Below are 26,040 nucleotides of genomic sequence, written 5' to 3' on the forward strand. Positions count from 1 at the left end.
ACGATATGCTTGCGTCGTTCTCAATAGAAAAAGCGGCTCAACAATCAGGTATTAGTGCTGACGAGCTTAAGCATGTGTTTGATGCGTTTTTGAATGCTGATAAGGCTGTTATCTATGGGCGAATGGGTGTGTCTACTCAGCGCTATGGGACAATATGCCAGTGGGCGATTCATCTAATCAATCTCTATAGCGGAAATCTCGATAAGCAAGGTGGCGCAATGTTTCCCTCATCGGCAGTTGGGTATGTGAAACCTGGCGAACCTGGCCGTGGTCATTACGCGAAATATCATAGTCGAGTATCTGGACTTCCTGAATTTGGAGGGGAGTTGCCGAGCACTGTATTGGCTGAGGAGATTTTGACGGAGGGAGAAGGTCAATACAAAGCCTTGTTTACCATGGCTGGTAATCCTGTGTTATCTGCTCCGAATGGACGCCAACTTGATGAAGCATTTAGCCAATTAGATTTGATGGTCAGTTTGGATTTTTATCTAAATGAAACGACACGCCATGCTGATTATATTCTTCCGCCGACGGGCCCTCTTGAACACGATCATTACGATCTTGCTTTCCTTCGCCTGTCTGTTCGAGATTATGCTCGTTACAGCGGTGCCATCTTTGAGAAAAAAGAAGGCTATATGCATGACTGGGAGATCTTAAGCGGGTTAGCTAAGGCAATATCCATTGCTAAAGAAATTCCTTTTAAGCCACTTATCCCTCCACATTTGTTGATAGATATGGGCTTACAAATGGGACCTTATGGCAAAGCTGCTACTCAAGGGTTAGCCTTGAGTTTAGATAAGCTTAAATCAAATCCTAGCGGGATCGATTTAGGACCGTTGAAATCTGGGTTGAGCTCGCGCATCTGTACTGAAGACAAGTGCATTCATGTCGTTATTGAAAGCTTGTTGCCAGAGATTGAAGCTCTCGCAACGCGAGAGGAAGGTCGAGATGAAAGTTGTGACTCTCAGACAGGGTTCTTGCTCATCGGGCGTCGTCATATCCGAAGTAATAATTCATGGCTACATAATTCCCAGAGACTTGTTAAAGGCCCTCGACGAGATCACGCCTTACTAAATCCTAGCGATACTGATAGCTTGGGGATGGCTGAGGGTGAACGAATAGTGGTTCAGTCTCGAGTAGGTAAAATAGAAATAGACGCGTTTTCATCAGACGAGATCATGCCCGGCGTGATTAGTATTCCTCATGGCTGGGGGCATGATCGTAAGGGCACTAACTTATCGGTCGCCCAAGAGTGCGCTGGTGTCAGTGTGAATGATATCGTGGACGATCAGTACTATGATCCATTAACAGGGAATGCGGGGCTTAACGGCGTTCCGTGCTCTGTCCATAAACTCTAGCGACGACAAACTCTGAGCTTCATACCACCTTTGTTAGAAAGGGTGATTTGAGGCTCTGGTTCAATCTTTGTTTGTTCGCATAAACTGAAAGAGAACTGCTGAACAAAGACGGCCAAAATAATTTTATTTTCCATCATGGCAAACGAATTGCCGATACACACTCTATTTCCTCCTCCAAAAGGCATATAAGCATATCTCGGGATCTTCGCTTCGTTTTCCGGAGAGAAACGCTCCGGATCGAAAACGTCTGGGTCTGGGAAATACTTGGGGTTGTAATGGTTGATGTAGGGGCTCACCATGACATGTTTATCTTTTGGGAAAAACACGCCATTGATTTCGATGTCTTTGTTCGCTTGACGAGTATTTAAAACCCAAGCGGCGGGATACATTCGCATCGCTTCTTTTACAACTTGCTCTGTGTAGCTAAGCTCCGCTAAGTGATCAAAGTTTAACTCTCGCTTTCCCACTACTTGATCTATTTCATCGAACGATTTTTGTTGTATGTGAGGGTGTGATGCGATTAAGTAAAATACCCATGTCATGGTGTTGGATGTGGTTTCATGCCCAGCAGAAAGAAGGGTAATTAATTCTTCCATAAGCAGCTCTTTTGGCATTTTAGAGCCGTCTTCATATTCAGCTTCCATTAACATCGAGAGCAGATCGTCTCCGAAGACAAAGGATCCATCATCTTGTCTTCTAGCGTCGATCATCGTTTCAATATTATGCATCAATTTTGATTTAGCTCGAGCAAGTCGTTTTTGTCCCGGCATCGGAATCCACGATGGCAATACAAACATGCTCTGGAAGCCTTTATTCATGATGAATTGCAATTCATGAATCAGCGCGCCGATTTCGTCAGATAGTGCGCTCATATGCTCCATATCATTATTGAAGAGTGTTTTAGATACGATATACAGCGTGAGTTTGAACATATCATCGTTCACATCCCTCACTTCGTCTTCTTCCAGCGATGTTGCGTAGCTATACGAGTAATCGATCATCGTTTGCGCATAGTTTTGAATTCGGCGAAAGTGAAAGCCAGGTTGGGCAAGCTTTCTCTGTGTCTTATGTGAGGAGTAACTGTTGTTTGTTACCAAACCGTTGCCGAGCACATGAGCCATCACGCCTACATCACATTCAGCCTTGCGAAAATCAGTGTAGTGCTTCACAAGAATCTGGTGGCTCATTTCTGCGCTAGTAACAAAGGATATCCGCTCACCAGGTACGCGCCAATCAGCCACATGTTCTCCGTAATTAACAGCGGAACGAACAAACGCTAAGGGATTTCTAGCGAAATCAAATAAGTTCCCAATTAATGGGCTTGCCGGCATCACACCTTTAAGCGGAGTAGGGACGGGAGAAGTAACAGTAGGATCGCGGAACATGAAAGCTTTTCTTATTAGTCTTTATTTGAGGGTAATAATAATTTCACTTCATTGGCATCACCACGCGCTTGTTTTGCGTGCTTCTGTTTTATACGGCTATAAAAAATTATTTTCGATCGCGACATGTTTTGTCGTTTTCGTGCGTATAGTTAATCTCGTGAAGGCAGACGAAGCCATGAAATAAAACTGAGAAATAAAAAACTGGACAGATGCAAAGAAGCTAAACATAATACTGATCATCTATACAGTATTATGTGTTTGCAAGGACGCAAACAAAGAAAACACAACGATAGGGGAAACATAATGGAAGGCAATAAACAAAAAGCGTTAAACGCTGCGTTATCTCAAATTGAAAAGCAATTTGGTAAAGGTGCAGTGATGAAAATGGGTGATCAACCACGTGAGTTGATCCCGTCAGTCTCTACTGGGTCACTCGGTTTAGATATCGCTTTGGGTATAGGTGGCTTGCCTTACGGTCGTATCGTTGAAATTTATGGCCCTGAGAGCTCTGGCAAAACAACGCTGACGCTTCAAGTTGTTGCTGAAGCCCAAAAGCAAGGAAAGACTTGTGCATTTGTTGATGCTGAACACGCACTAGACCCCATCTATGCCGAAAAGCTAGGTGTTAATGTGGATGAACTATTGGTGTCACAGCCAGATACTGGTGAGCAAGCTTTAGAGATCGCAGACATGCTAGTTCGATCTGGAGCGGTCGATGTCATTATCGTTGACTCCGTTGCAGCACTTACGCCGCGTGCTGAAATCGAAGGTGACATGGGTGATTCCCACGTTGGCTTACAAGCGCGTTTGATGTCTCAAGCACTGCGCAAGATTACAGGTAATATCAAGAATGCAAATTGTCTATGTATCTTCATTAACCAAATTCGAATGAAGATTGGTGTGATGTTTGGTAACCCTGAAACAACAACAGGTGGTAATGCACTTAAATTCTATTCTTCTGTTCGTTTGGACATTCGTCGAACTGGTGCCGTTAAACAAGGCGACGAAATTGTGGGTAATGAAACTCGTGTGAAGGTTGTGAAAAATAAGGTGTCCCCACCGTTTAGACAGGCTGAGTTCCAGATTATGTATGGTAAAGGTATTTATCATATGGGCGAGGTAATCGACCTAGGTGTGAAAGAAGGCTTGGTCGATAAATCAGGTGCTTGGTATGCATACAATGGCGACAAAATAGGTCAGGGCAAGGCGAATGCTGCTAAATTCTTAGAAGAGAACCCTGAAATCGCAAATGAAATTGAGCAGAAGATTCGCGATAAGTTCATGCCTAAGATCGACGAAAAAGGCGATGGCGAGCCTAAAGAATTAGAACTGGAAGTTTAAAAATCCCCCCTCCGTCTTAGTGTTTTGCTAAGACTAGTTGTATTGCTAATGTGCAGCCCGCTTTCGAGCGGGCATTTTTTATTCTACAAACTCTACCTCATCAAACGCTTGCTCTTCGCTCGAATAGTCGTCGAATGAGTTCTGTGCTTCGTCGTCATCAATACTGGATTCTGACCATGGAGTGTCACCTGGACTGTCGTCTAAATACAGACTATCCAACACTTCTAGTACTTCAATCGATTCATCGTCATCGCTTTGTGTATCATCAATGTTGAAGTCTGTTTCTTGTTCAGGCACTTGGCTCCCTGTAAGTTTGACATTACTCACCAATAGCTCAATGAGTTCATCAATGGTGACGGGAATAATTGGTGTTTCTGTTATTTCGTTGGATAAAGCGAAAAGCTTTTGTTTTAGGGCTATTAAATAGTCTTCTGTGTCAGATTCATCGAATTCAACTAAGCGTTTACTATCAAGAGCGGTTTTGTATGCATGAAGTGCTTCGGTATCTGCCTTTTGAGATCTGTATGCGATACCGCGTCGGTCACGGTAGTTACCACGAATGTATATTTCCGTGTCGGCGATAAGTGCCTGAGCTTGGTTAAAATAGTAAGGGGAATAATTTTCGGCTTCAGCTTTTTCTGCACGATCGAGTGTTTTTCGTGCTTGATTCAAACTCGACACGAGTAGAGTATTAATCTCTAGCTCATACATGCTTTTGCGAACACTTGGTTCAAGCTTCAGAGCTTTCTTAATTCGATCATCCTCAATCAGAAGCACTAGCTCTTTCATTTCTTTTTGTAGGTCTTTCCAGTCTTCGGGTTGCCATTTTGATGCCTCTAACTCAACCAGTAAGTTTCGATGCTTTACGAAGTCTTTCAGATTTCTTTCGATCGCCGCTCTGGTTAATTGTGCTTTTTCTAAAAGTTTTCTAGCAGCGATAGTTGCTTGTGCAACGGACGGTTGTTTGTCTCTAGGATTGTTCAGAGATCGCTCAGCATCTTTTAAAGCTCGTGTTGCTGAGGAATAGTATGTTGGAGAATAGAACTCTAGACCTAGGTTCTCTGGTCGAGCAAACAATTCTGCTGTCCGTTCATACATTGCCCTCGGGTTATCTTGCTCGACTTGAGATGTTTCAATGCTTTGGTAGTCATTCTCTGGTTGAGAAGCACAAGCTCCAATGAGTAGTGCGATAAGAATTGGAAGTAGGCGTGAGATGATCATGTTTGTGTAACTTTGAATTGTTTTGGCGAATTGTACGCAGGTTTATAATTTTATTGTGTGATTCATCGGTAAGTTTCTGAGTTCGTTCTTACACGAATCGTGTAAATAGTTTCTGGAATTGCTAAGCGTTTGATGCACGTAGTCTATTGCAGCCTTGGTACTGTTCTGCAGGTCATTGCCCAAGGCTATGTTTGCGGCAATCGCTGACGCGAGAGTGCAACCGGTACCGTGAGAGTTAAGCGTACTAATTCTTTCATGACGGATTGTTAGTACATCATTTTTGTTGATGAAAGAATCCGTAACAGTCGTTTCATCAATTCCATGTCCCCCTTTTAGCAGTATCGCTGTATTAGTATTTTCCGAGATACTCTGGAGATCTGATATTGAATAATCGGGGAACAGCCGCGATGCTTCCACAAAATTTGGCGTGATCATTGTTGCGCGAGGTAGGAGCAGGTTTTTTATTGCTTCGACGAGTGTATGACTCTCCCATTCGGTGCCCGAGCTACTACCCAATACTGGATCAACAATCAGTGGAATTTGCGCATAGTTGTTGAGTATGCGCGTAACGCTCTCGATCTGTTCGGCATTGGCAAACATTCCTGTTTTTATTGCAGCCACGTCGTATTCGTCTAGTAAAGTGTTTAGTTGAGTTTCAACATGTGTGACCGGTATGGGGTGCATCTCGTTGATTGCCAGATGGTTTTGGGCTGTCGTTGCGGTAATAACGCTCATGCCATAGCATTGCAGAGTTTGAAAGGTCTTAAGGTCTGCTTGTATTCCTGCGCCAGCGCAGCTGTCAGAGCCAGCAATCGTCACGCAAATTGGGTACTTCTTCACCTTGTTAGAGATCCATTTTTAATCAGTTAGAATATCGAGTAATAAGTGAAACATATACTAAAGATGGGTGGCAAACTGGGTGTTTAAATTTAGGAAAACAGTACTGGCATTTGCTTTTGTGTCATGGGTTCCTCTATCGAATGCTGTTCAGCCAGAGGATATTCTAGGTGAATATTGGAATGACCCTTTATTTGGCGTTGCATCTGCAGATATTGTGCAGCGAGTTGAGGTGCTTCATCGTTTGCTGTTTCCAAATACAATCGAAATAAATGCGGGCGAAGTCGTTCGTTTTGTTTTCGAGAACAAAACTGATGAAGCGCATATTTTTTTATTCTCGCAAGATCCTCAATCGGATCTTTTGGATGGAGATTATATGGATTTTGTTCACGATGAGCATCATCACGCGACTATGCCTCCAGATAATACCGAAGGACACAAGCATGCGCACAACACCGAATCTGATGATGCTAAATCCATTGTCGGCACGTTAAGCGATCGCCCGACAATGGCTTTAACTGCATTTGATAAACGTGAAATGATCCTTAGTTTCGATAGCCCTGCTAAAGTTTTTTTGAAATGCATTCTAGAGGGGCACGAAGACCAAAACCACGAGAGCATCGTTTGGATCAAACCATCTAAAGGTCAGAATGAAAAAGAGCATAGTTATGAATGAAGATGAATTGCTTGCGTGCGAGCAAACTAAACAATGGTTAGAAGAAGTGGTTATTCGTCATGACTTGTGCCCATTTGCAGCGTTGCCGTTTAAGGTCGGTCGAGTTGGTATCTATGCTTGCTTTGAGTCGTCGTTGATAGAGACCTCTTATTTTATCCGTGATGAAATAAACCGCCTGTTCGAATCAGACACAGAAGAACTCGAGACAAGCTTGCTGGTGTTAAGTCCCAATACAATTTCGCAGTTTGAGATGTTCTTAGACTTTGTTGATGAGTTAAATGACGGGGTTGAGGACTCTGGTTTGTCTGATGAATTGCAAGTCGTTGCATTTCATCCTGAGTTTGAATTTGAAGGTGAATTAAAAAATGCTCGATCTCACTACACAAATCGTAGTCCTTACCCAATGATTCATTTGATCAGGCAAGAGTCTATGGCTAAGGCAATACTGGCTTATGGAGAGGACAAAACGGAAGATATTCCTCATCGAAATATTGATTTTCTTGAGTCGATGGATGAACAGACATTTGCGCAGATTAGGGGATATGTAGAGCTCAAATGAGAGCCAGATCTTGCATCAAGAGCTTTCAATCACGATTTGGCTTTTTCCGCTGTTTTTAGCTTCTGATAAATTCCGGTCAGCTTTTTTCCAGGCTGAATCAACGTTGTCCGTTTGACTCACAACGGAGCCTCCGATCGACAAGGTTGTGTTTATAAACTCGCCATTACTTGTCATTATTTTTAGTTCAGAGAATTCTTTGAGTAGCCGGTCCGCATATATTTTTGCTTGGTTGATCGATGTGTTGACTAAAAGCACTGAAAATTCTTCGCCGCTCATTCTTCCTACGATGCTTCGTCGATAAATTTGATTATGCTTGTCAGCGATCAACTTGGATGTAAATTCTTCTCGTTGAGATCGTGATTTTAATAGTGTCCCAAATTCAGAAAGTATTTTATCTCCGGTCAAATGTCCGTAGCGATCGTTGAAAAATTTGAAATTATCAATATTTATCGAAAGCCATACAAGTTCATGCGGCTGAGTTTCCAGTTCATTTTTTACGGTAGCTAAGAACCCGCGGCGATTATAGATCCCAGTCAACTCATCGCGTTCGCTTAACGATTGGTATTTTTGGAATTCCCGATTAAGTTCTTCACTGGTTTCTTTAAGGAAGGTGTAGCGATGACTGAGTACTAATGATAGTAATGCGATCTTTATGGAAACGCCTAGCAATAAAATATGTGGCGAAGTAAGTGTGGGTTCGACATAGCCAACCCATACTAGCGCCCATGCCAATGCAGCGGCTAAGAAAATAGACCAGGCCAGCACAAAGATCCGTGCTAAGGGATGACCCTGTTTCAAAGCAATCAATGAGGTGATTAAAATTAGCGTGATGGAGTACATTGAAACTGTGTCATTGAGAACGAACGCGAAGAAGTCATTGATAAATAGACTAACCATCAGAGCTGCAACGACGCCGGCCTGAGAAAATTGCAGTAAGCGATCTAGTGACTTGCCGGAATCGCGCAAGTTGAAGAAGTCTCTCGTTAACACGATGCCTGTGTACATCAGAACATAAACCGCTGAACGCGCGACAGCACCAAGTCCACCCCAGTCAGGGAACACAATGCGCAGATACCCCATATATACGATTGTCCAAAGGAATGTCGATGCAACATAGGCAGCGAAGACAATGTAAATACGTTCGCCGGCACTGATACCTATCACCAAATTATAAAACAAGGATAACAGCATGGCGCCGAGTACCATTCCCGTTATGAGGTGGCGAATCAGGTTCTCCCATATCCAGTTGTTTTCGGTGAATACATTCAAACTAAAATTGAATACTTGGCTTGTATTGAGTTTTAAGTAAGCGAACTTTACTTCGCCGCGTGGATCCATTGGGAATGTGAGGTAATTGGTTGGTAGCTCTTGGTCTCTATTTGGATTGCGACCTTCGGCTGAAATCCACTGCCAGCGATTATCAATGTTCTGAACGAGAATCCCATCAACACCTGTATTCGGCACGATTTCCAGCAGTAGTCGAGACTCTTTGATACGTCGTGGGATTTGAATTTTAAGCCAGAGAATAGGATGTTCGTCTAAGCGCCAAAATTGCTTGTTGAGCGCATCGAGCTGATACTGATTACCTTCAAGTGCATCCCAACTTTCGTTAGGCAGCTCAAGTATGTGCTGTAATGCTAGGTTGTCATGATCAATGAATGACCAGTATTGAAATTTGGTATTGTAGGAATTGGATGTAAACGCCCATACGCCAGCCCAGCAAAAGAAGGCAATAACAAGCACATAAAAGCTTGGGTTCTGGTGAAGTTTGTTTGTCACTATTTTACTGCTTTTACATCTAATTTAATGGCGGCGAAGTTGATAAATCCCTTTGCTTCGCGCTACAACTTGTCCTTGAGAATCAGTTAGACCACCGACAAGTTCGAATTCTACTTTTTCATTATCCATACATTGGGCCTGATAAGCTTCAATGTCTTCAGAGCTAAGACCGATACGGATTTGGATGTCGCCAAGAGCGGGCTTTAAATAATCGATCGTGAAGCTTTTAAGTATGGGATAGCACTTCGTAATATCGAAGTTCGCAAACCATAAAGCACCGCCAGGAATTTCCGCTAAGGTAAATAATGCACCTGCATACATCGCTCCAATGTGATTTTGATTTCCCTTCGCAGGCATTAAGCAGGTTACGTAACCGTCTTCCGCTTCAATGAGTTTCAAGCCACTTCGTTTTACGAAATCAATTTTCTCTTCGACAGCCATTTTTATTGTATTAAGGTCTGACACTGCTATTTTCTCTTATTATTGTTGGGAATATATGCGCTCAATGCGCGACAGAGCATTATCTATTTTACGACTGTATTGTTTAGTGTCCGTCGCATAACAAAAAACTAGACTAACACGAAACCCATCCGGTTGTTCAATGCAGGAACTGACGCGCGCTTTGACGTTCGACTGAACGATGTATTTACCTTTGAATTGAAGTGAAATTACGGTGCCGGTTCGTAGGGGGCTAGCTATCAATGCAGCCATGCCGTAGCGATTGAAATCAAGGCACTCAATGGTCTTCGTTGGCTTGAACCAGCCAGAAATACCTGTATGAGAAAGCTTACAACGAAGGCCCGGCGCTTTGTGCCGTAGTTTAATTCGTTTTTCAGCCCAATTGATTAGCCTGTTTGATTGCATCCGTACGATCTACTTTGACTTAAAACTCGCATAACATGACTGTTTAGGTTAACCGATTACGCCTGACATACCAACGATTAAACGCTTATATCGATATTTTGACCAAGGTTTGATTCGTGGTCTTGAATGGCAGCCTTTTGATCTTGTTTACGTCTGTCTTTTCCTTCCCGACGATCTCTAAAATTTATGGGAAGGTTTTTATTCCGACGGTCTTTTGTTTTACGTCTGTCTTGGTGATCTTGATTAGGATTCGCGTCGTTTTTTATGAGCGCAACACGCTCTCGCGCTTTGACTAGCGTTTTTCTGATTTGAGGTGTGAATCGTTCAATATGCATAACCAAATCTCTAACAAGACTCTGTGGTTAATATATCGTCAATTACTTAATGTTCTTTAATAATGTGCGCTAGGCTTTTGCGCGTTGATGCAAATTATTGCAGAGTGTAGATTCCTTCGCTAAAACGACTCTCACCTTGTGAGTAAGGTTCTGTCTTGAAAAAGCTTTCTTACACTGACGTATACGCAGAGTGCGCAACAGCTAATATAGCTGCCTCTTCAACCAAAACACTTGAACCACTTGAAGATATAGTTGGCCAGGAACGGGCGCAAGAAGCAGTTCGTTTTGCAATGGCGATGCCTGGTAGCGGCTACAATATTTATGCGATTGGCCGCACTGGTTTGGGCAAGCGTACAATGATTCTGCGTTATCTCAAGAACAAGTTGACGCCCAAGAATCATGTATCAGATTGGTGTTATGTCGTAAATTTTGATGAGCCTCGTAGCCCTAAGATTTTAAAGTTGCCTGTTGGGTTTGGCGCGCAACTGAAAAAAGACATGGAGGCTATGATTAGCCGGCTTGCAAAAGCCATTCCTCAAGCATTCGATAATGATAGCTACTACGAACGAGCAGAAAAGTTAAAAACTGAGTATGCAGAGATCCAAGAACAAGCTCTCGAGAAGTTTGCCGCTCAAACAAAGAAAAAGGGCGTTCAGCTGAGCGTTACGACACCTGGAGGATATCGTCTCACCGCCTTAAACGGAGACGAGCCTCATACGGTTGATACCTTTGCTGCCTTATCACAGGAAGAACAAGATAAGTTTGATGTTGTAATTAACAAGCTAGAAGTGAAGTTGCGCAGCACGATCAGGCAACTTGCTGCTTGGGAGCAAGAATTTGTTGATAAGCAACAAGCGCTTAATGAAGAAGTAGTCGTGGGCGTGTCGAAACATCATGTCGATGACTTGCTCGAAAAATACGGTGAGCAAGACGATGTCGTTTCGTATCTGAAGCGATTGCAGCAAGATCTGATTGATAATTTTGATGTGTTTTTAGAAGAGGGTGAAGAGCAGGCAGCATTGGCAGACGCCACGCTTGATAAAAAGCTTCCGCGTCGTTATCAAATCAATGTTCTCGTCAACCACAGTAATAATCGCCCGCCGGTTGTTGTTGAAGAAAACCCCAATTACCACAACTTGTTTGGTTATGTAGAAAGCGTGACCTACAAAGGATCTGTATTTACCGATTTTAGCTTGATTCGTTCAGGCTCTGTGCACAGGGCAAACGGTGGTTATTTACTTATTGATGCTGCGAAAGTGCTTGAGCAACCCTTTGTATGGGATGGCTTGAAACGCGCTTTACGTTCGCGTTCTCTGCAAGTGAATTCTTTGGAGCGCGAAGTTACTTTATCGGGGACTATCTCTCTTGATCCAGAAGCAATGCCTTTAGACCTGAAGGTCATTTTACTGGGTGATAGAGAGACTTATTTACTGCTTCAGCATTATGATCCTGAGTTCACAGAGCTCTTCAAAGTGGCTGCTGACTTTGAGAACGAAATGCCTAGAACGCCAAGCTCTGAATCTCATTATGCGCAGTTCATTTCAAGTTTGGTTCACGAGAAGTCTTTTCTGCATTGTGATCGCAAAGCGATCGCTCGAGTGATTGAACATAGTTCACGACAAGCAGAAGACCAAAGTAAGCTTTCTCTGCACGCGTCGGATATCGCCAACTTGTTGCGTGAAAGTAATTACTGGGCCCAAGAACAAAGCTCGAACATGATTCGTTGTGCTCATGTAGAGAGGGCTTTAGAAAGTAACTTAATGCGTAACAGTCGTATCAAAGATCAAATGTTTCACACCCTAAGCAATGGTTCCACTTTGCTAAGTGTCGAAGGGGCTGTGATCGGACAAATCAATGCGCTCTCAGTTTTGAGTACAGGTGGAGCCGAGTTCGGTATGCCGAATAGGGTGACTGCGAATTGCTACTTTGGTGATGGCGATATCATTGATATTGAGCACAATGCGCGTCTAGGCGGAAATATTCACACGAAAGGTGTGATGATTCTTTCATCTTATCTTTCGACTTTGTTTGCGAAGTATAAGCCGATGCCTTTGTCTGCAAGTATTGCCTTTGAGCAGTCTTATGGAGAAGTTGATGGTGATAGCGCATCGTTGGCTGAATTATGCGCGTTAGTTTCTTCGTTAGGTGAACGGCCAATTAAGCAAAATTTTGCTGTAACCGGCTCGGTGAATCAATTTGGTGAGGTTCAGCCAGTTGGCGGTGTGAACGAGAAGATTGAAGGCTTCTTTGATGCATGTGAGATTCTTGGTTTGACGGGAGAGCAAGCTGTTATCTTGCCCTCTACTAACCAGATCAATTTGATGTTGAGTAAAAAAGTTCGCGATGCAATCAAAGCCAAGCGCTTCCATATCTACACAGTTGAACGGGTAGATGAAGCGCTTGAATTATTGTTAGGAGAGCATCCGGGGGTTAAAGATAAGGATGGAAATTATCCTGTTCGATCAATGTATGGATCTATTTTGCAAAAGTTCGATGCATTGCGTACTGCAGAAAATGAACAAGAAGGTGCGTAGCGCCTTAGTTGATTTTGCGAAATGTTAAATTGATTCGAGGCTCTTTTATATGTCGTTGTTTGGGTATCTGATGCTTCCAGTGAGTTTGAACGTCTGGTGACATCACCAACAAGGTGTTGTGTTTTAGCTCTATCGACTGTTTGGTTTCGATGCCATCATTTGGCTTGAGTTCGAACTTTCGTGTTATACCAAGCGATACCGATGCGATTGGAGTATCAGAGTCTAGCTCTGACTCATCGTCGCTATGCCAAGAAACGGAATCTTGCCCGTCTCGGTACTGATTGATCAATACTGAGTTGTAAGCGCAACTGGTCAGTATTTCGACTCGCTCTTTGATGGTTAACACTGCATCATGCCAAGGTGTCGGCTGGAATAATTTGCCGGAGTAGTTGTAGCTATTTTCCGCATCTCCCATCCAAACCTGCAGCCTTGGAATACGTTGATAGCGGCCATAAACTCGTATTTCTGGTTGTTGCCAATTCAGTTCATCCAATAGAATTTGAAAAAGTTGCCCGGCTGTATGGTCATCGAGAAACGGCGAAAAAAATGAAAGATTACCTCCTGACAACTGAATCAGTTCTGGTTCATTTTGCTTTGGAAGGCTTTCATTAAATAAACTTTCCTGATTCATTGTGCGATCGCCTCAATGCATGTTGGAGAATAACTGTTAGTTAGGCGTGAGTTTTTAAGTAGGTCAGTATTACATGAATATACTTGTTTTTATTCTTCTTGGTTTATTTTCCGTTCAATCATATGCGCTTGAATATCACGGGGTATTAACTCAAGGCGGCGTGCTCTTTGGGAAGAGCTCAGATGGTGGTGAAATACGTTTAAATGGCCGAAGGGTAGAGGTGAGTGACTCTGGCTATTTTGTTGTCGGTTTTGGGCGGGATGCGCAGCTAAACCAAATGCTGATTCATTCTACTGAACAAGGTGCACAAGAGTATCCTCTGACCCTAAAAAAACGTGATTATAAAACTCAATATATTGAAGGAGTCCCGCAGAAGACTGTCAATCCACCACCTGAGCGTTTAGAGCGAATCCGTAAAGAAACGGCTTTGGTCAAATCAGCGCGCAAAACAATGCTTGATCGAACCGATTTCATTACAAAGTTTGTGGTGCCATCAGAGGGGAGAGTTACGGGTGTATACGGAAGTCAGCGTGTATATAACGGTGTCCCTAAGCGGCCTCATTACGGCATTGATTATGCCGGCCCAACAGGTGATCCGGTAATCGCTCCAGCGAGTGGTGTTGTGACGCTAGTTCATCCTGATATGTATTACTCGGGCGGAACGCTTATCGTTGATCACGGCTACGGTCTGAGTTCCACTTTTATTCATTTAAGCGAAATCTTGGTGGAAGAGGGTGACGAGATTCGCCAAGGCGACGTGATTGCAAAGATTGGCTCAGGTGGTCGATCTACAGGGCCTCACCTTGATTGGCGTATGAACTGGCTGGACCAACGTGTTGATCCAGCCTTAGTGCTTGATATTGATTTGCCTAAAGGTTTTTAGCGTCCTAGCAAACTTTGGCCGCAAACGCGCACAACATTACCGTTGATCGCTTGTGATGCTGATTGGCACATAAAGGCGATGACCTCAGCGACGTCAATTGGTAAACCTCCTTGTGAAAACGCGTTTGATCGGCGTCCTACTTCTCTTGGCACAAAAGGTACCTTGCTTGTCATTCTGGTTTCTATGAACCCTGGTGCGACAGCATTAATGGTCATGCCGTTAGAGAGTGAGCTTGCCATAGCCTGTGTATAACCGGCTAGCCCACCTTTCGAACACGCATAATTTGTTTGGCCGAAGTTGCCAGCTATGCCAGAAATAGAGCTGACGCCGACTATTCGTGCATTCTTTGCGAGTGCTTTTTTCTCTATCAAAGCTTCATTAATTTTGATGATCTTTTCAAGATTGAGGTTGAGCACGCTATCCCATTGCTCCGGTCTCATATTTCGCAAGGTTTTATCGCGGGTGATACCTGCGTTGTGCACAACAATATCAATTACTCCCAATTGAGATGTGATTGAACCAAGTAATTCTTCAACTGCATCTGTGGTTGTTAGATCAAGCGCTATCGCATGTCCGCCGATGCTTGAAGCAAATTGCGTAAGTGGTGCTTGGTTGATAGGTATGTCTAGGCAGACAACGATCGCGCCGTCTCGTGCAAGTACGCGGGCTGTTTCAGCGCCGATGCCAAATGCTGCGCCTGTTACCAAGGCAATTTTTCCTTTAAGGGGTTTATGCCAGCTTGGGGCGACCGTACGGGTATTAGAAACAGTCAGAGATTGACCAGTAATGTAAGAAGATTTTCGCGAAAGCAAAAAGGCTAGAGCTGGGTAGCAGTTTTTATCTGCGCCGCTCTCAACTTCTATAAGATTTGCACTTGCGCCTTTTGCGCCAATTTCCTTCGCTAATGATCGAACAAAGCTTCGCGTGCCCTCAATGCAGGCGTTGTTTTCAGGGCTTTTTTCATCGCTAGTGCGATTTGTAATGACGATAACTCTGCCGTTCTGCTTTAAATGTTTCAGGGCGTGATGAAAGTAGACATAAAGCGACTTCAAGTCGGACGCCGTCTCAAACCCAGTAGCATCAAATATAATGCCTTTGAATTTATGATTTGATGTTTGTGCAAAGTTGATGAGCTCAAGCTTTTGCTTGGCGCTATTGTGTTTATTAAATAGAGCGGCTTTCTTAGGGTCATCCCAGTAAGGGCTCGCGAGTTTAATTTGATCAGCTTGTAATTCGTTGATCAATTTACGGGTAGCCTTAGCGCGGATGCCGCCACCAATCAAAATTCGTCCGCGTGGTTGTTCCATGGAGTTATCAGGAGAGCGTTTTAAAATCGGAGGGCTAGGCAAGCCAACGCTATCGAATATAGTCTTACCAAAACTGGACTGAGCAATACGGGTATAAAAATCGTGCATGTTTCTACTTTTAAATGAATAAGTTAGCCAATTGTTGTTAGCGTGCTAGGCTATTAAGTAATAGTATTGTGAACTTTTTAAAACTTAAATGGTAGAGATGCATTGTCGGCATTTCAGGTAGTAATAAATGATGAAACCTAATAGCGAACTAAATATGAATGATATGGCTAGCGAAGCGGTCGCTGAGCAATGGTTTACGTATTTAAAGAAGCAGAGCCAGGCGCGCTTGATGATAGCTGCAGTGCTTTTTATCGCTTTATTGTCGAGTGTTGGATTCGGTCTTAAATTCTACATGGATAACCAAACCTTAAATTCTGAGCTCATTCAAAAGATTAGTCAGATTGACGGTTTAAAAACGAATTTGTCTGACAAATCGGCTCAACTTGTTGAAGTAACTAAAGACCTCGTTGAGTCCGAAAAGAAAAGAGGTTTCTTAGAGCAAATTAAAGGTGATACTGCTTCTCAGCTTGGCGTGGCTGAACAAATTATCGATACGCAAAAGCAAAAAATCATCTTGCTGGAATCGGAATATCAAAACAGCATCAATGTGACGGCAGAGCTTGAGTCACAATTGCAAAGTGTAGAAGGGCAGGCACAGCAGTTGGCCCAAGACTTAGATGCATCCCGCAATGAATTGGGGCAGCGATCTTCAGCCTACAAGGCTTTAGTTAAACGTCAGAAAGATACGCGTCTTGAGGTTGATCGCCTAGCAAAAGAACTCGAAATGGCACAGTCGAGTCGTGAGATTTCGCGCAAGGCATTGGCTCAGTCGAAAATCCAAGTGTCTAAACTCAAAAAGGACCTAACGAGTGTTAAAGCTGAACTTGCTCAAATAAAGGCGGATAATATTGCTGAAGAAGAGCAAGTTGTTGAAGTTGAGTCAAAAGCTGAAGAACACTTATCGCTTGCGGTTCAACCTATTGTTGCCCAACCAAAAATAGGGCCTGCTGGTGATATTGTTGATCCCAACGCGCTAATGATTCCATAGTCAAAATTGTATTTAAGAAGCGGGCTTAAGCCCGCTTTTTTTATGTCTGTTTCGCTCTCTAGTTAGTCCTTATAAGAATTAAATTGTGAACTGTCTTAGCTTGTTCTTTTTTACTCTAAACATAACTTTGTAGAACTTAGATATCTCACCTACAGTTAAGTGAGTAACAAGTTTTCATGCGTTGAATTGATCTTGATGAATTTTCTATTTTTTGTTCTAGAACCGTGTATTCGGTTGTTGTCTGGAGACAAATGTTAATGGCGACAAGCAAACATTTACAGCCTGAGTTTCTCATTACTCCTGAAGCAATTATTGAGTCTGCAAAGGGCTTAACTTCTTTCTATGGTCCTTTAGAAACTATTACTGGCTCTAGTGACGATTTCTGGACTGAGCTTGAGCGCTTCTGTGTTGAGTTACTGCAATATCCTCAAGCTTTGGAAGCTCTCTCGCGAATCTATGCTAATTCGATACTAGATTTTGAAAGAGGCTTATTCTGCGGAATGTTTAGTGTCTTAGTAGCACGTCGCTTAGGAATAAAAAAGGCGCGTATTCGATCCTTGTTTTATGCAGCTTTGCTGCAAGACGTAGGCTCATACATGGAAGACTATGGGATTAGCGATTACTTCAATATCGTGCGTGCGAAATTGGGTGGTAAGCCGAGCGTGTCTACCTCGAGTCAAAACCGAAGTCATGCTTTGGTTGGATCAAGTCTCATTGAAGATGTTATGTCTGATGATTCTCTTGTCGCTGAACTTGTTCTTCATCATCATGCAAAAGATGATGGCACAGGGTATCCGACTAACGTCGGCGAGAATCAACTTAGCATTGAACAGCAAATACTGATTGTTGCTAACGAAGTAAGCGATCTACTGGCTGAACGAGGCGGGTTCGATGATTTATATGATTGTATTGCCGAACTAAAACTCTCGAGTGTTATGTATTTTCGCGAGGTAAATGGTGCTGCGTATTCTTTATTAGCAGAGGCTGCGAATTCGAGCCATTATCATGCTCAATTATCTACCTCAGACGCTAAGGCATTGATGCAACTTGAAGCAATGTGTTCTTTTTCTGCAAATGCCTTGGCTTATAGTTCAGATTTGCTCGAGTTTGAGCATTACGCTTCTGTTCGACAACTGCGTGCATTGATCAAAAAGCTTGATTTACTCATGCGCGATACCGGTTTTGCACAAGCATTGGATAAAAAGTGCGGAAATAGCGTGGCAATATATTTACAGGCTTTACCAAACTTTTTAGAAAGAATTATGGAGAAACTCAAAACAGTTCAAAAATCATTGCCTCAAGATGCGGCAAGCAAAGCGAGTGATTTGAACAGTGAGTTAAAATCGCTTATTTCGTCGCTTAAGCCAAATAAGGCATTCTCGTTATTTAGCTAGTCAAAAGTTCATTAGTATCGCCTATCGACATACTGTGGAAGGTGTATCAGAAATGCTCTTAAAACTTCTTTATTGTTGCTGCCCAACAAGAAATTGATCCTCAAGAAGTTTTAAGGGTATCCAATGCAACAAGAGTTTGTTCGCGCGTCTCAACTTCATCAGCAAGGCAAGCTTGTTGAAGCAGAAAACATATATCGAAGCTTATTAGATAACGATAAAGAGAATCCTCAGTTAAATGCCCGCTTAGCATCTGTTTTAGTTCAAACTAAGCGAGCTACCCAGTCTCTTTCGCATTTCTCTATTGCTATTGATGGTTTGCCCGATGAAGATGCATTAATTCAGCATGCTGCCGATGTGGCAGCCAAGCTTGGTGAAAATGTATACGCGTCTAAATGGATGGGTTTATTGCTTCAACGCCACCCCAATAACTTAGCGCTAGCAGGTCAATATGTCGGTGTTTTAATTGCTAATCATCAAGAGCAAGAAGCACTAACTCTCGTCAACGAACTAATTAAAAAACAGCCCCAGAATCCACAGTTTCTGAACTTCAAAGGAATGGCGTTGAGCCGCTTAGGTGAGGGCGATAAAGCATATAAGTTTTTTGAAAAAGCCTTGCGACTTAATCCCGGTCAAATCGGTATCGTGCGCAATCTTATTATTCATGGAAAGGGAAAGAAGAAGCCTTTACTTGATGAGATTATTCCCCAGTATGAGCAAAAGCTTCGTCAGGGTGGTTTGCCAGCTGATGCGAAGATGAATTTGGCCTATGTTGTCAGTATGCACTATGACAAAAAAGGCGATAAGTCGATGAGTTTTGAGTATTTGAAGCAGGGTAACGACTTAAATCGTTCTGGCTACCAATATGCACATACGCAGACGCAAAGCATGTTCGCGATGCTGCAGAAAGCAATGACTCCCGAGCTGATAGAAGCGTTGGCTAATAAACCGAAGATAGAGGATGGAGCTGCTCCAATCTTTATTCTGGGCATGCCTCGTTCGGGCACTACTTTGATCGAACAGATTTTGTCGAGTCATTCAAAAGTAGGGGCTGAAGGTGAGTTAAAAACGCTTTCAGAGTGTTTTTCTAAGCACAACGATCGCATTATGCAGAGCGACTCCGTTGATGAGATTGCGACTGCATTACACGCGGCGTTTGCAGAGTATTTAGGGCAAGTACGCGCAATGCAATCTCAGCGTGATGAGCTCTTGCCGGTCTACTTTACCGATAAGATGCCCTACAACTACATGATGAGTGCTTTTATTGCAGCAGTGTTGCCAGAGGCGAAGATCATACATTGTACGCGTAATGCGAGTGAAACATGTTTCTCTATCTATAAACAAAACTTTAGTGGGAATCATGGCTACACAAATGATTTACGCGAGCTTGGTATGTATTACAACCTCTATAAGCAGCATATGGAGTTGAGTACGTCTCTGTTTCCTAAGCGAATTTATGAGGCAAACTATGAAAATATGATTGCTAATTCTGAGCAGGAGATTGCGCGTCTACTCGAGTATTGTGGGCTTGAAATGGAGACAGACTGCTTAATGTTCCATAAGAACAAGCGCGCAGTACGCACCGCTTCTGTAGCGCAGGTTAGGCAGCCAATTTATAAAGATGCAGTAAAAGCATCGAAGCCATTTGAAGAGCAGCTAAAACCTTTGAATGAGGTGTTGGAGAGTGGCGAAGGACGCTTGTAAGGTTTGCCAGAAAACAAAAAAGCCGACTCAGATAGTCGGCTTTTTTGTGCTGAGCAACAAAGACTAACGACGTCTAAACAAAGGCGTAGGTTGCTCATTAGACGCTTGATAAGCTTCTGTAAATTCGCCAAGAGAAGATAGCGCGAGCTCTGTATCGACATCGTCACGCATATCAAAGGCATTAAAACCGCAACGCTTAAGGTATGACAACTGGTCCAGCAGTACGTCACCGATTGCGCGAAGTTCGCCTTCAAAGTTCAAACGCTCGCGAGCATAACGTGCAATTGAATAGCCACGACCATCCATAAATTTAGGAAAGTTAATCGCGATAACTGGCAAAGTTTTCGCTGTTTCGGGTAGCTCTTCTGGTTGCTCTTCACTGTCGATCCAGATGCCCACGTTTCCAGCATTAAGAACAGCTTCTTGGTTCGCCATAAAAAACGCCATCGGTACGATGGTGTTTGCTTTTACGTCACCTTCGTAGTCTTTTGCAAGCAACTCAAAAGTATTTGCTTGATCGCCGGTAAGATTAATCAGCTTTGGCATATACGCGCTCCTTGAATGGGTCCATGCCAATACGGCGATAAGTGTCGATGAAAAGTTCATCTTCGCTGCGATTCTCAACAAAAACATCAATCAACTTGGTGATAACATTCGGCATGTCTGCGCGCGCGAACGATGGGCCAAGGATCTTGCCGATGGAGGCATCTCGACCTGAATCACCACCTAGGGACACTTGGTAGAACTCTTGGCCTCGCTTATCTACACCTAGTACTCCGATGTTACCAACGTGATGGTGACCACAAGCATTCATACAGCCAGAGATGTTTAGATCGATCTCTCCTAGGTCATACAAGTAATCCATGTTGTCGAAAGTAAGCTGAATTTGCTCGGCAACCGGGATAGATTTTGCGTTGGCTAGGCCACAGAAATCACCACCAGGGCAGCAAATCATATCGGTTAACATGCCAAGGTTTGGTGTCGCGAAACCGACGGCTTGTGTTTCTTTCCAAAGAGCATGTAATTGATCTTCACGAACGTCAGCAAGAACGAGGTTTTGATCATGGGTTACACGCACTTCTCCGAAGCTGTAGCGGTCAGCTAGATCAGCAACAATATCAACTTGGCGATCTGTAGCATCACCCGGTGGAATGCCTGTTTTCTTGAGCGTAAGCGTAACGATGCGGTAGCCATCAACTTTGTGATCGTTTGTGCAGCGTTTTATCCAGTTCGCAAAGCCTTTTGATTCTTCTTGCGCAGCGACAAACTCAGCGCAGTTGCGCTCAAGATTCTCATAAGCTGGTGCAGTAAAGAATGCTTTTACACGTGAAATTTCTTGCTCTGTCAGCTGGTTTTCTGAGTCTTTCAGGAAAGCCCATTCAGCTTCGACTTTCTCTTTGAAAACAGCCGGAGTTAGCGCTTTTACTAAGATCTTGATACGCGCTTTGTATTTATTGTCACGACGACCATGACGGTTGTAAACACGAAGGATCGCTTCTAGATAGGTAAGAAGATCTTTCTCAGCAACAAAGTCATTAATCAATGAGCCGATAAGCGGAGTACGACCCAAGCCGCCGCCGACAAATACTTTAAAGCCAACTTGGCCTTCAGCATTTTTTACGATTTCTAAGCCGATGTCGTGAACAGCAATCGCTGCACGATCTGCACTTGGACAAGCATTTACAGCAATTTTGAACTTGCGAGGTAAGAACGCGTATTCAGGGTGTAAGGTTGACCACTGACGAATGATTTCGCAGTAAGGGCGCGGATCGACGACTTCATCATCGATGACGCCAGCGAATTGGTCTGTAGTGGTGTTACGAATACAGTTGCCACTAGTTTGAATAGCATGCATTTCTACGTCAGCAAGCTGGCGAAGCATTTCTGGTACGTCTTTAATTTCTGGCCAGTTGAACTGAACATTTTGACGTGTAGTGAAGTGCACGTAGCCTTTGTCGAAATCACGTGATAATTGCGCGAGCTTACGAAGCTGTGTGCTGTTGATCATTCCGTAAGGGATCGCAACACGAAGCATTGGCGCATGACGTTGAACGTAAAGACCGTTTTGAAGGCGCAGTGGCAAATACTCATCTGCCGCAAGCGTGCCTGCAAAGTAACGATCGGTTTGACCTTGAAATTGGGCAACGCGCTCTTTAACAATGCGCGAATCCACTTCGTCGTAAATATACATACTGGCTTTTACCGTTACTGACGTAGTTATAAGTTGTAATGTTGGAGCTAATACTAGGGGCGCGATACTAGCAGTTTTGATAAAGCATCAAAACTGCTAAAAACTAATAATTCTATGCGTTTTAGTAATTAAACTCTTAAAGCCGCCTCATTTTCTCTTAAGCGTCGTAATTGAGCACCGGCGATAGCCACTTTTCGCATACTTCAACGCTCATATTTTTACGTTCGGCATAACGAATGACCTGATCCTTCGTTATTTTTCCAACAGAAAAGTACTTTGACTCAGGATGCGAGTAATAAAAGCCACTGACTGATGCCGCTGGCGTCATCGCGAAGTGTTCGGTGAGCTCCATGCCTACGTCTTGTTGCGCATTCAAAAGAGCAAATAGCCTTTCTTTTTCGGTGTGGTCAGGGCAAGCTGGATAGCCCGGCGCAGGACGAATGCCTTGATATTTTTCTTTGATCAGCGCTACGTTATCAAAGCTTTCTTCAGATGCATAACCCCAATGCTCTTTGCGAACTTTTTCATGCATATACTCGGCGAATGCTTCGGCCAATCGATCAGCTAGCGCCTTGATCATAATCGCGTTGTAGTCATCAGCCGCAGCTTCGAATTCATTTGCAATCTCTTCAACGCCAAGACCCGCGGTAACTGCAAATCCTCCTATATAATCTTCAATGCCTGAATCGCTTGGTGCGATAAAGTCAGCGAGGGACATCGTAGGGCTAAGCTGGCCTTCGACTGTTTTCTCTACCTGCTGGCGAAGGTGATGTAAGCGCGCGAGTTCTTTCGTTCGGCTTTCATCTTTGTAAACCACGACAGTATCATCATCTTCAGTCGCGGCAGGCCAGAAACCAATCACGCCACTTGCTCTGATACGTTCGTCTTCGAGCATTTCAGTTAGCATGGCTTGTGCATCGTTATAAAGACTCGTAGCCGCTTCACCAACAACCTCGTCTTTCAGGATTTTTGGAAACTTGCCTACTAAGTCCCAAGATATGAAAAACGGTGTCCAATCAATGTAATCGACGAGTTCTTTGAGGTCGATGTTTTCAAATACTCTTGTGCCGGTAAATGCAGGCTTCGGTGCTTGATAATTGTCCCAGTTTAAAGAAACTTTGTTGTCGCATGCTTTGTCATAGCTAAGCATTGATTTCTGGCTAACTCGGTTGGCACGGCGGACGCGCACTTTCTCATATTCGTCTCGAATGTTTGCAACAAACTCATCACGTTGGCCTTCGCTAAGTAGTGAAGTCGCAACGCTTACTGAGCGGGAAGCATCCGTTACGTAGATAACGGCATTGTTGTCGTATGCCGGTTCAATTTTAACGGCTGTGTGCGCTTTAGATGTTGTTGCACCGCCAATCATTAATGGTACGTCTAAGCCTTCGCGCTGCATTTCTTTAGCGACGTGAACCATCTCGTCAAGCGATGGAGTGATGAGGCCGGATACACCAATCACATCAACGTTATGTTCTTTCGCTGCTGCGATGATTTTATCGGCAGGAACCATGACACCAAGATCAATGACTTCATAGTTGTTACACTGAAGTACAACACCCACGATATTTTTGCCAATATCGTGTACGTCACCTTTAGCGGTCGCCATCAAAATTTTGCCCTTGCTCTTCTGGCCTTCGCCTTTTTCTTCTTCAATAAAAGGAACAAGGTGTGCAACAGCTTGCTTCATTACGCGTGCGCTCTTTACCACCTGTGGAAGGAACATTTTGCCCGCGCCGAATAAATCACCAACGACATTCATGCCATCCATTAATGGGCCTTCAATGACTTCAATCGGGCGATCCGCTTCTATCCGTGCTTGCTCAGTATCTTCAATGATATAAGTGGTAATACCTTTTACCAAGGCATGCTCGAGTCGTTTATTAACGGGGAGTTCTCGCCATTCGAGGTTCTCGGCTTTTGTTTCGCCGACTGCACCGCGGAACTTATCGGCGATTTCAAGCAAGCGATCCGTTGCGTCGTCACGAGTATTTAGTACGACATCTTCAACGCGTTCTTTTAGTTCAGGGTCGATTTCATCGTAAATCACTAATTGTCCCGGGTTTACGATGCCCATATTCATGCCAGCTTTGATTGCGTGGAATAAGAAAACAGAGTGGATGGCTTCGCGCACTGCATCGTTTCCTCGGAATGAGAACGATACGTTACTCACACCACCAGAAATATTGGCGTGAGGCAGATTTTCTTTGATCCAGCGTGTTGCTTCGATGAAATCAACGGCATAGTTGTTATGCTCTTCGATACCTGTCGCGACGGCAAAGATATTTGGGTCGAAGATGATGTCGGCTGGTGGCATACCTAAGCCAACAAGAATGTCGTAAGAGCGCTTACAAATTTCTATTTTTCGCTCGAATGTGTCAGCTTGCCCAGTTTCGTCGAAAGCCATGACGACCACGGCAGCGCCATAGCGCATACACATTGTGGCGTACTTAATAAAAGACTCTTCGCCTTCTTTTAAGCTGATGGAATTTACGACAGCCTTACCTTGAACGTGACGCAAACCTTCTTCAATCACTTCCCACTTAGAGGAGTCAACCATGATCGGCACGCGTGCGATATCAGGCTCAGAAGCAATTAGGTTCAAGAAAACTTTCATTGCGTCGGCAGACTCAAGCATGCCTTCGTCCATGTTGATGTCGATGATTTGTGCACCATTTTCTACTTGGTCACGCGCGACATCTAAGGCTTCTTCAAATAGCTCTTCTTTAATCAAACGCAAAAAGCGGCGAGAGCCTGTTACGTTGGTGCGTTCTCCTACGTTGATGAACAGTGAGCTTTCATCCGCAACAAAAGCTTCTAAGCCAGACAAGCGTACTTTGGGATCGATAACGGGAATTTTACGAGCAGAGTGCTTACTTACTTTTTCAACGATGGCGGAAATATGCTCGGGAGTTGATCCGCAACAGCCTCCAATAATGTTGATCGAATTACTCTCAGCGAAGGTTACTATGATGTCTGCCATTTCTTCAGGTGTCTGATCGTATTCGCCAAACTCGTTCGGTAAACCTGCATTTGGGTGTGCGCTTACATATGTTTCTGCCTTCGCTGATAGCTCTTCGATATAAGGGCGCAAGGCGTCTGCGCCTAGCGCACAGTTAAAACCAACACTTAATGGATTACAGTGATCAACAGAATATAAGAATGCTTCTGCGGTTTGACCTGACAAGGTACGGCCCGAGGCATCTGTGATAGTGCCGGAAATCATGATTGGCAGTTTAAAACCAGCATCAATAAAGTATTGTTCGGTGGCGTAAATCGCAGCTTTTGCATTCAAAGTGTCGAAAATAGTTTCGATTAAGATGATGTCTGAACCGCCTTCAGATAAGGCTTTTACTGCTTCGTAGTAATTGTCGTAAAGTTCTTCGAATGTGACATTACGGTAGCCCGGATTGTTCACGTCTGGGCTTATTGATGCAGTTCGAGATGTTGGGCCTACCGCGCCGGCAACAAAGCGCGGGCGAGATGGATCTTCAGAGGTTTTCTTATCAGCTTCTTCACGAGCGATGCGAGCGGCTTCAAAATTTAGCTCATACACTAACTCTTCCATGCTGTAGTCCGCTTGAGACACTTTGGTGGAGTTGAAGGTGTTGGTTTCGATAATATCGGCGCCGGCGTCCAAGTACTGTCGATGAATCTTCGCAATGGCATCGGCTTGAGTAAGGCATAAGAGGTCGTTATTGCCCTTTACGTCTTGATCAAAGTTTTTGAAACGCTCACCACGATAATCTTCTTCGGTGAATCCGAGGCGTTGAATCATGGTTCCCATCGCACCATCGAGAATCAAAATGCGTTCATCGATTGCCTTTAATAGGGCGTCAGTGCGTAAAGCTTTGTTCGTCATGCGTATACCTGTGTGCCTAGAATCGTCGGCCTAAGAGCTCTGTATAAAGGGCGTCTGGCTATAAATTGCGCGCAATATTACCTGAT

At 43.8% G+C, this 26,040-nt stretch carries 21 protein-coding genes; 9 read left to right on the plus strand and 12 right to left on the minus strand.

The window, feature by feature from the left end; genetic code table 11:
- Positions 1-1,358: molybdopterin dinucleotide binding domain-containing protein (locus tag A3738_RS23200; protein WP_156504444.1), on the plus strand; the 1,358-nt coding region annotated here is incomplete at its 5' end.
- On the opposite strand, the gene A3738_RS23205 is transcribed toward A3738_RS23200, so the two are convergent.
- Positions 1,355-2,743: a cytochrome P450 gene (locus A3738_RS23205; protein ID WP_068478796.1), complete on the minus strand. Its 1,389-nt coding sequence runs from the start codon at positions 2,741-2,743 to the stop codon at positions 1,355-1,357. The two genes, A3738_RS23200 and A3738_RS23205, sit on opposite strands and share 4 nt — an antisense overlap.
- Positions 2,744-3,046: 303 nt before the next feature.
- On the opposite strand from A3738_RS23205, the gene recA reads away from it, so the two are divergent.
- On the plus strand, positions 3,047-4,084 hold the full coding sequence (gene recA / locus A3738_RS23215) for a recombinase RecA (RefSeq protein WP_068478791.1): 1,038 nt from the start codon (positions 3,047-3,049) through the stop codon (positions 4,082-4,084).
- Positions 4,085-4,162: 78 nt separating this feature from the next.
- On the opposite strand, the gene A3738_RS23220 is transcribed toward recA, so the two are convergent.
- Positions 4,163-5,305 (minus strand): hypothetical protein, encoded by a 1,143-nt coding sequence (locus A3738_RS23220; RefSeq protein WP_068478788.1) that lies wholly within the window; start codon positions 5,303-5,305, stop codon positions 4,163-4,165.
- Between the two features lie 42 nt (positions 5,306-5,347).
- A complete protein-coding gene (gene thiD / locus A3738_RS23225) occupies positions 5,348-6,145 on the minus strand; it encodes a bifunctional hydroxymethylpyrimidine kinase/phosphomethylpyrimidine kinase (RefSeq protein WP_068478785.1) in 798 nt (265 codons plus the stop codon).
- A 118-nt stretch (positions 6,146-6,263) separates the two neighbouring features.
- Between thiD and A3738_RS23230 the strand changes: the two genes are divergently transcribed.
- Together A3738_RS23230 and A3738_RS23235 are read left to right on the plus strand one after the other, a co-directional pair.
- A complete protein-coding gene (locus A3738_RS23230; RefSeq protein ID WP_068478782.1) occupies positions 6,264-6,818 on the plus strand; it encodes a hypothetical protein in 555 nt (184 codons plus the stop codon).
- A complete protein-coding gene (locus A3738_RS23235; RefSeq protein WP_068478779.1) occupies positions 6,811-7,377 on the plus strand; it encodes a DUF1415 family protein in 567 nt (188 codons plus the stop codon). The genes A3738_RS23230 and A3738_RS23235 overlap by 8 nt, the downstream gene beginning before the upstream one ends.
- A gap of 15 nt (positions 7,378-7,392) precedes the next feature.
- Here the strand turns inward: A3738_RS23235 and A3738_RS23240 are convergent, their stop codons facing one another.
- The 4 genes from A3738_RS23240 to A3738_RS23255 form a co-directional block, all read right to left on the minus strand.
- Positions 7,393-9,156, minus strand: coding sequence for a diguanylate cyclase (locus A3738_RS23240; protein ID WP_068478776.1), 1,764 nt, complete (start codon positions 9,154-9,156; stop codon positions 7,393-7,395).
- A gap of 24 nt (positions 9,157-9,180) precedes the next feature.
- Positions 9,181-9,621: a PaaI family thioesterase gene (locus tag A3738_RS23245; RefSeq protein WP_197472443.1), complete on the minus strand. Its 441-nt coding sequence runs from the start codon at positions 9,619-9,621 to the stop codon at positions 9,181-9,183.
- Positions 9,622-9,636: 15 nt separating this feature from the next.
- The gene (locus A3738_RS23250; RefSeq protein ID WP_068478770.1) at positions 9,637-10,020 is read right to left on the minus strand and encodes a hypothetical protein; all 384 of its coding nucleotides are present in this window, start codon (positions 10,018-10,020) and stop codon (positions 9,637-9,639) included.
- A 77-nt stretch (positions 10,021-10,097) separates the two neighbouring features.
- Entirely contained in the window at positions 10,098-10,355 is a 258-nt protein-coding gene (locus tag A3738_RS23255; protein ID WP_068478768.1) for a hypothetical protein, read from the minus strand.
- 155 nt (positions 10,356-10,510) lie between these two features.
- Between A3738_RS23255 and A3738_RS23260 the strand changes: the two genes are divergently transcribed.
- A complete protein-coding gene (locus tag A3738_RS23260) occupies positions 10,511-12,889 on the plus strand; it encodes a Lon protease family protein (RefSeq protein WP_068478764.1) in 2,379 nt (792 codons plus the stop codon).
- 4 nt (positions 12,890-12,893) lie between these two features.
- Here the strand turns inward: A3738_RS23260 and A3738_RS23265 are convergent, their stop codons facing one another.
- On the minus strand, positions 12,894-13,520 hold the full coding sequence (locus A3738_RS23265; RefSeq protein ID WP_068478760.1) for an alpha-ketoglutarate-dependent dioxygenase AlkB: 627 nt from the start codon (positions 13,518-13,520) through the stop codon (positions 12,894-12,896).
- 73 nt (positions 13,521-13,593) lie between these two features.
- On the opposite strand from A3738_RS23265, the gene A3738_RS23270 reads away from it, so the two are divergent.
- Positions 13,594-14,403 (plus strand): M23 family metallopeptidase, encoded by an 810-nt coding sequence (locus A3738_RS23270; protein WP_068478757.1) that lies wholly within the window; start codon positions 13,594-13,596, stop codon positions 14,401-14,403.
- Here A3738_RS23270 and A3738_RS23275 read toward each other — a convergent pair.
- The gene (locus tag A3738_RS23275; protein WP_068478754.1) at positions 14,400-15,818 is read right to left on the minus strand and encodes a 3-oxoacyl-ACP reductase; all 1,419 of its coding nucleotides are present in this window, start codon (positions 15,816-15,818) and stop codon (positions 14,400-14,402) included. The genes A3738_RS23270 and A3738_RS23275 overlap by 4 nt on opposite strands.
- A 127-nt stretch (positions 15,819-15,945) precedes the next feature.
- On the opposite strand from A3738_RS23275, the gene A3738_RS23280 reads away from it, so the two are divergent.
- The 3 genes from A3738_RS23280 to A3738_RS23290 all read left to right on the plus strand — a co-directional run bounded on the left by A3738_RS23280 (position 15,946) and on the right by A3738_RS23290 (position 19,901).
- A complete protein-coding gene (locus A3738_RS23280; RefSeq protein WP_068502433.1) occupies positions 15,946-16,806 on the plus strand; it encodes a hypothetical protein in 861 nt (286 codons plus the stop codon).
- A 257-nt stretch (positions 16,807-17,063) separates the two neighbouring features.
- On the plus strand, positions 17,064-18,200 hold the full coding sequence (locus tag A3738_RS23285; RefSeq protein WP_068478748.1) for an HD-GYP domain-containing protein: 1,137 nt from the start codon (positions 17,064-17,066) through the stop codon (positions 18,198-18,200).
- Positions 18,201-18,323: 123 nt separating this feature from the next.
- The gene (locus A3738_RS23290; RefSeq protein ID WP_068478745.1) at positions 18,324-19,901 is read left to right on the plus strand and encodes a tetratricopeptide repeat-containing sulfotransferase family protein; all 1,578 of its coding nucleotides are present in this window, start codon (positions 18,324-18,326) and stop codon (positions 19,899-19,901) included.
- A 63-nt stretch (positions 19,902-19,964) separates the two neighbouring features.
- On the opposite strand, the gene A3738_RS23295 is transcribed toward A3738_RS23290, so the two are convergent.
- From A3738_RS23295 to metH, 3 genes are all read right to left on the minus strand, one after another.
- Complete coding sequence (locus A3738_RS23295) at positions 19,965-20,447, minus strand: DUF934 domain-containing protein (protein WP_068478742.1); 483 nt, start codon at positions 20,445-20,447, stop codon at positions 19,965-19,967.
- Positions 20,431-22,092 carry a nitrite/sulfite reductase gene (locus A3738_RS23300; protein WP_068478738.1) on the minus strand — a complete coding sequence of 554 codons (1,662 nt, stop codon included), beginning with the start codon at positions 22,090-22,092 and terminating at the stop codon, positions 20,431-20,433. The genes A3738_RS23295 and A3738_RS23300 overlap by 17 nt, the downstream gene beginning before the upstream one ends.
- Positions 22,093-22,249: 157 nt before the next feature.
- Positions 22,250-25,954 carry a methionine synthase gene (gene metH, locus A3738_RS23305; RefSeq protein WP_068478734.1) on the minus strand — a complete coding sequence of 1,235 codons (3,705 nt, stop codon included), beginning with the start codon at positions 25,952-25,954 and terminating at the stop codon, positions 22,250-22,252.
- Positions 25,955-26,040 lie beyond the last annotated feature (86 nt).

The sequence above is a fragment of the Oleiphilus sp. HI0066 genome, from assembly GCF_001635725.1.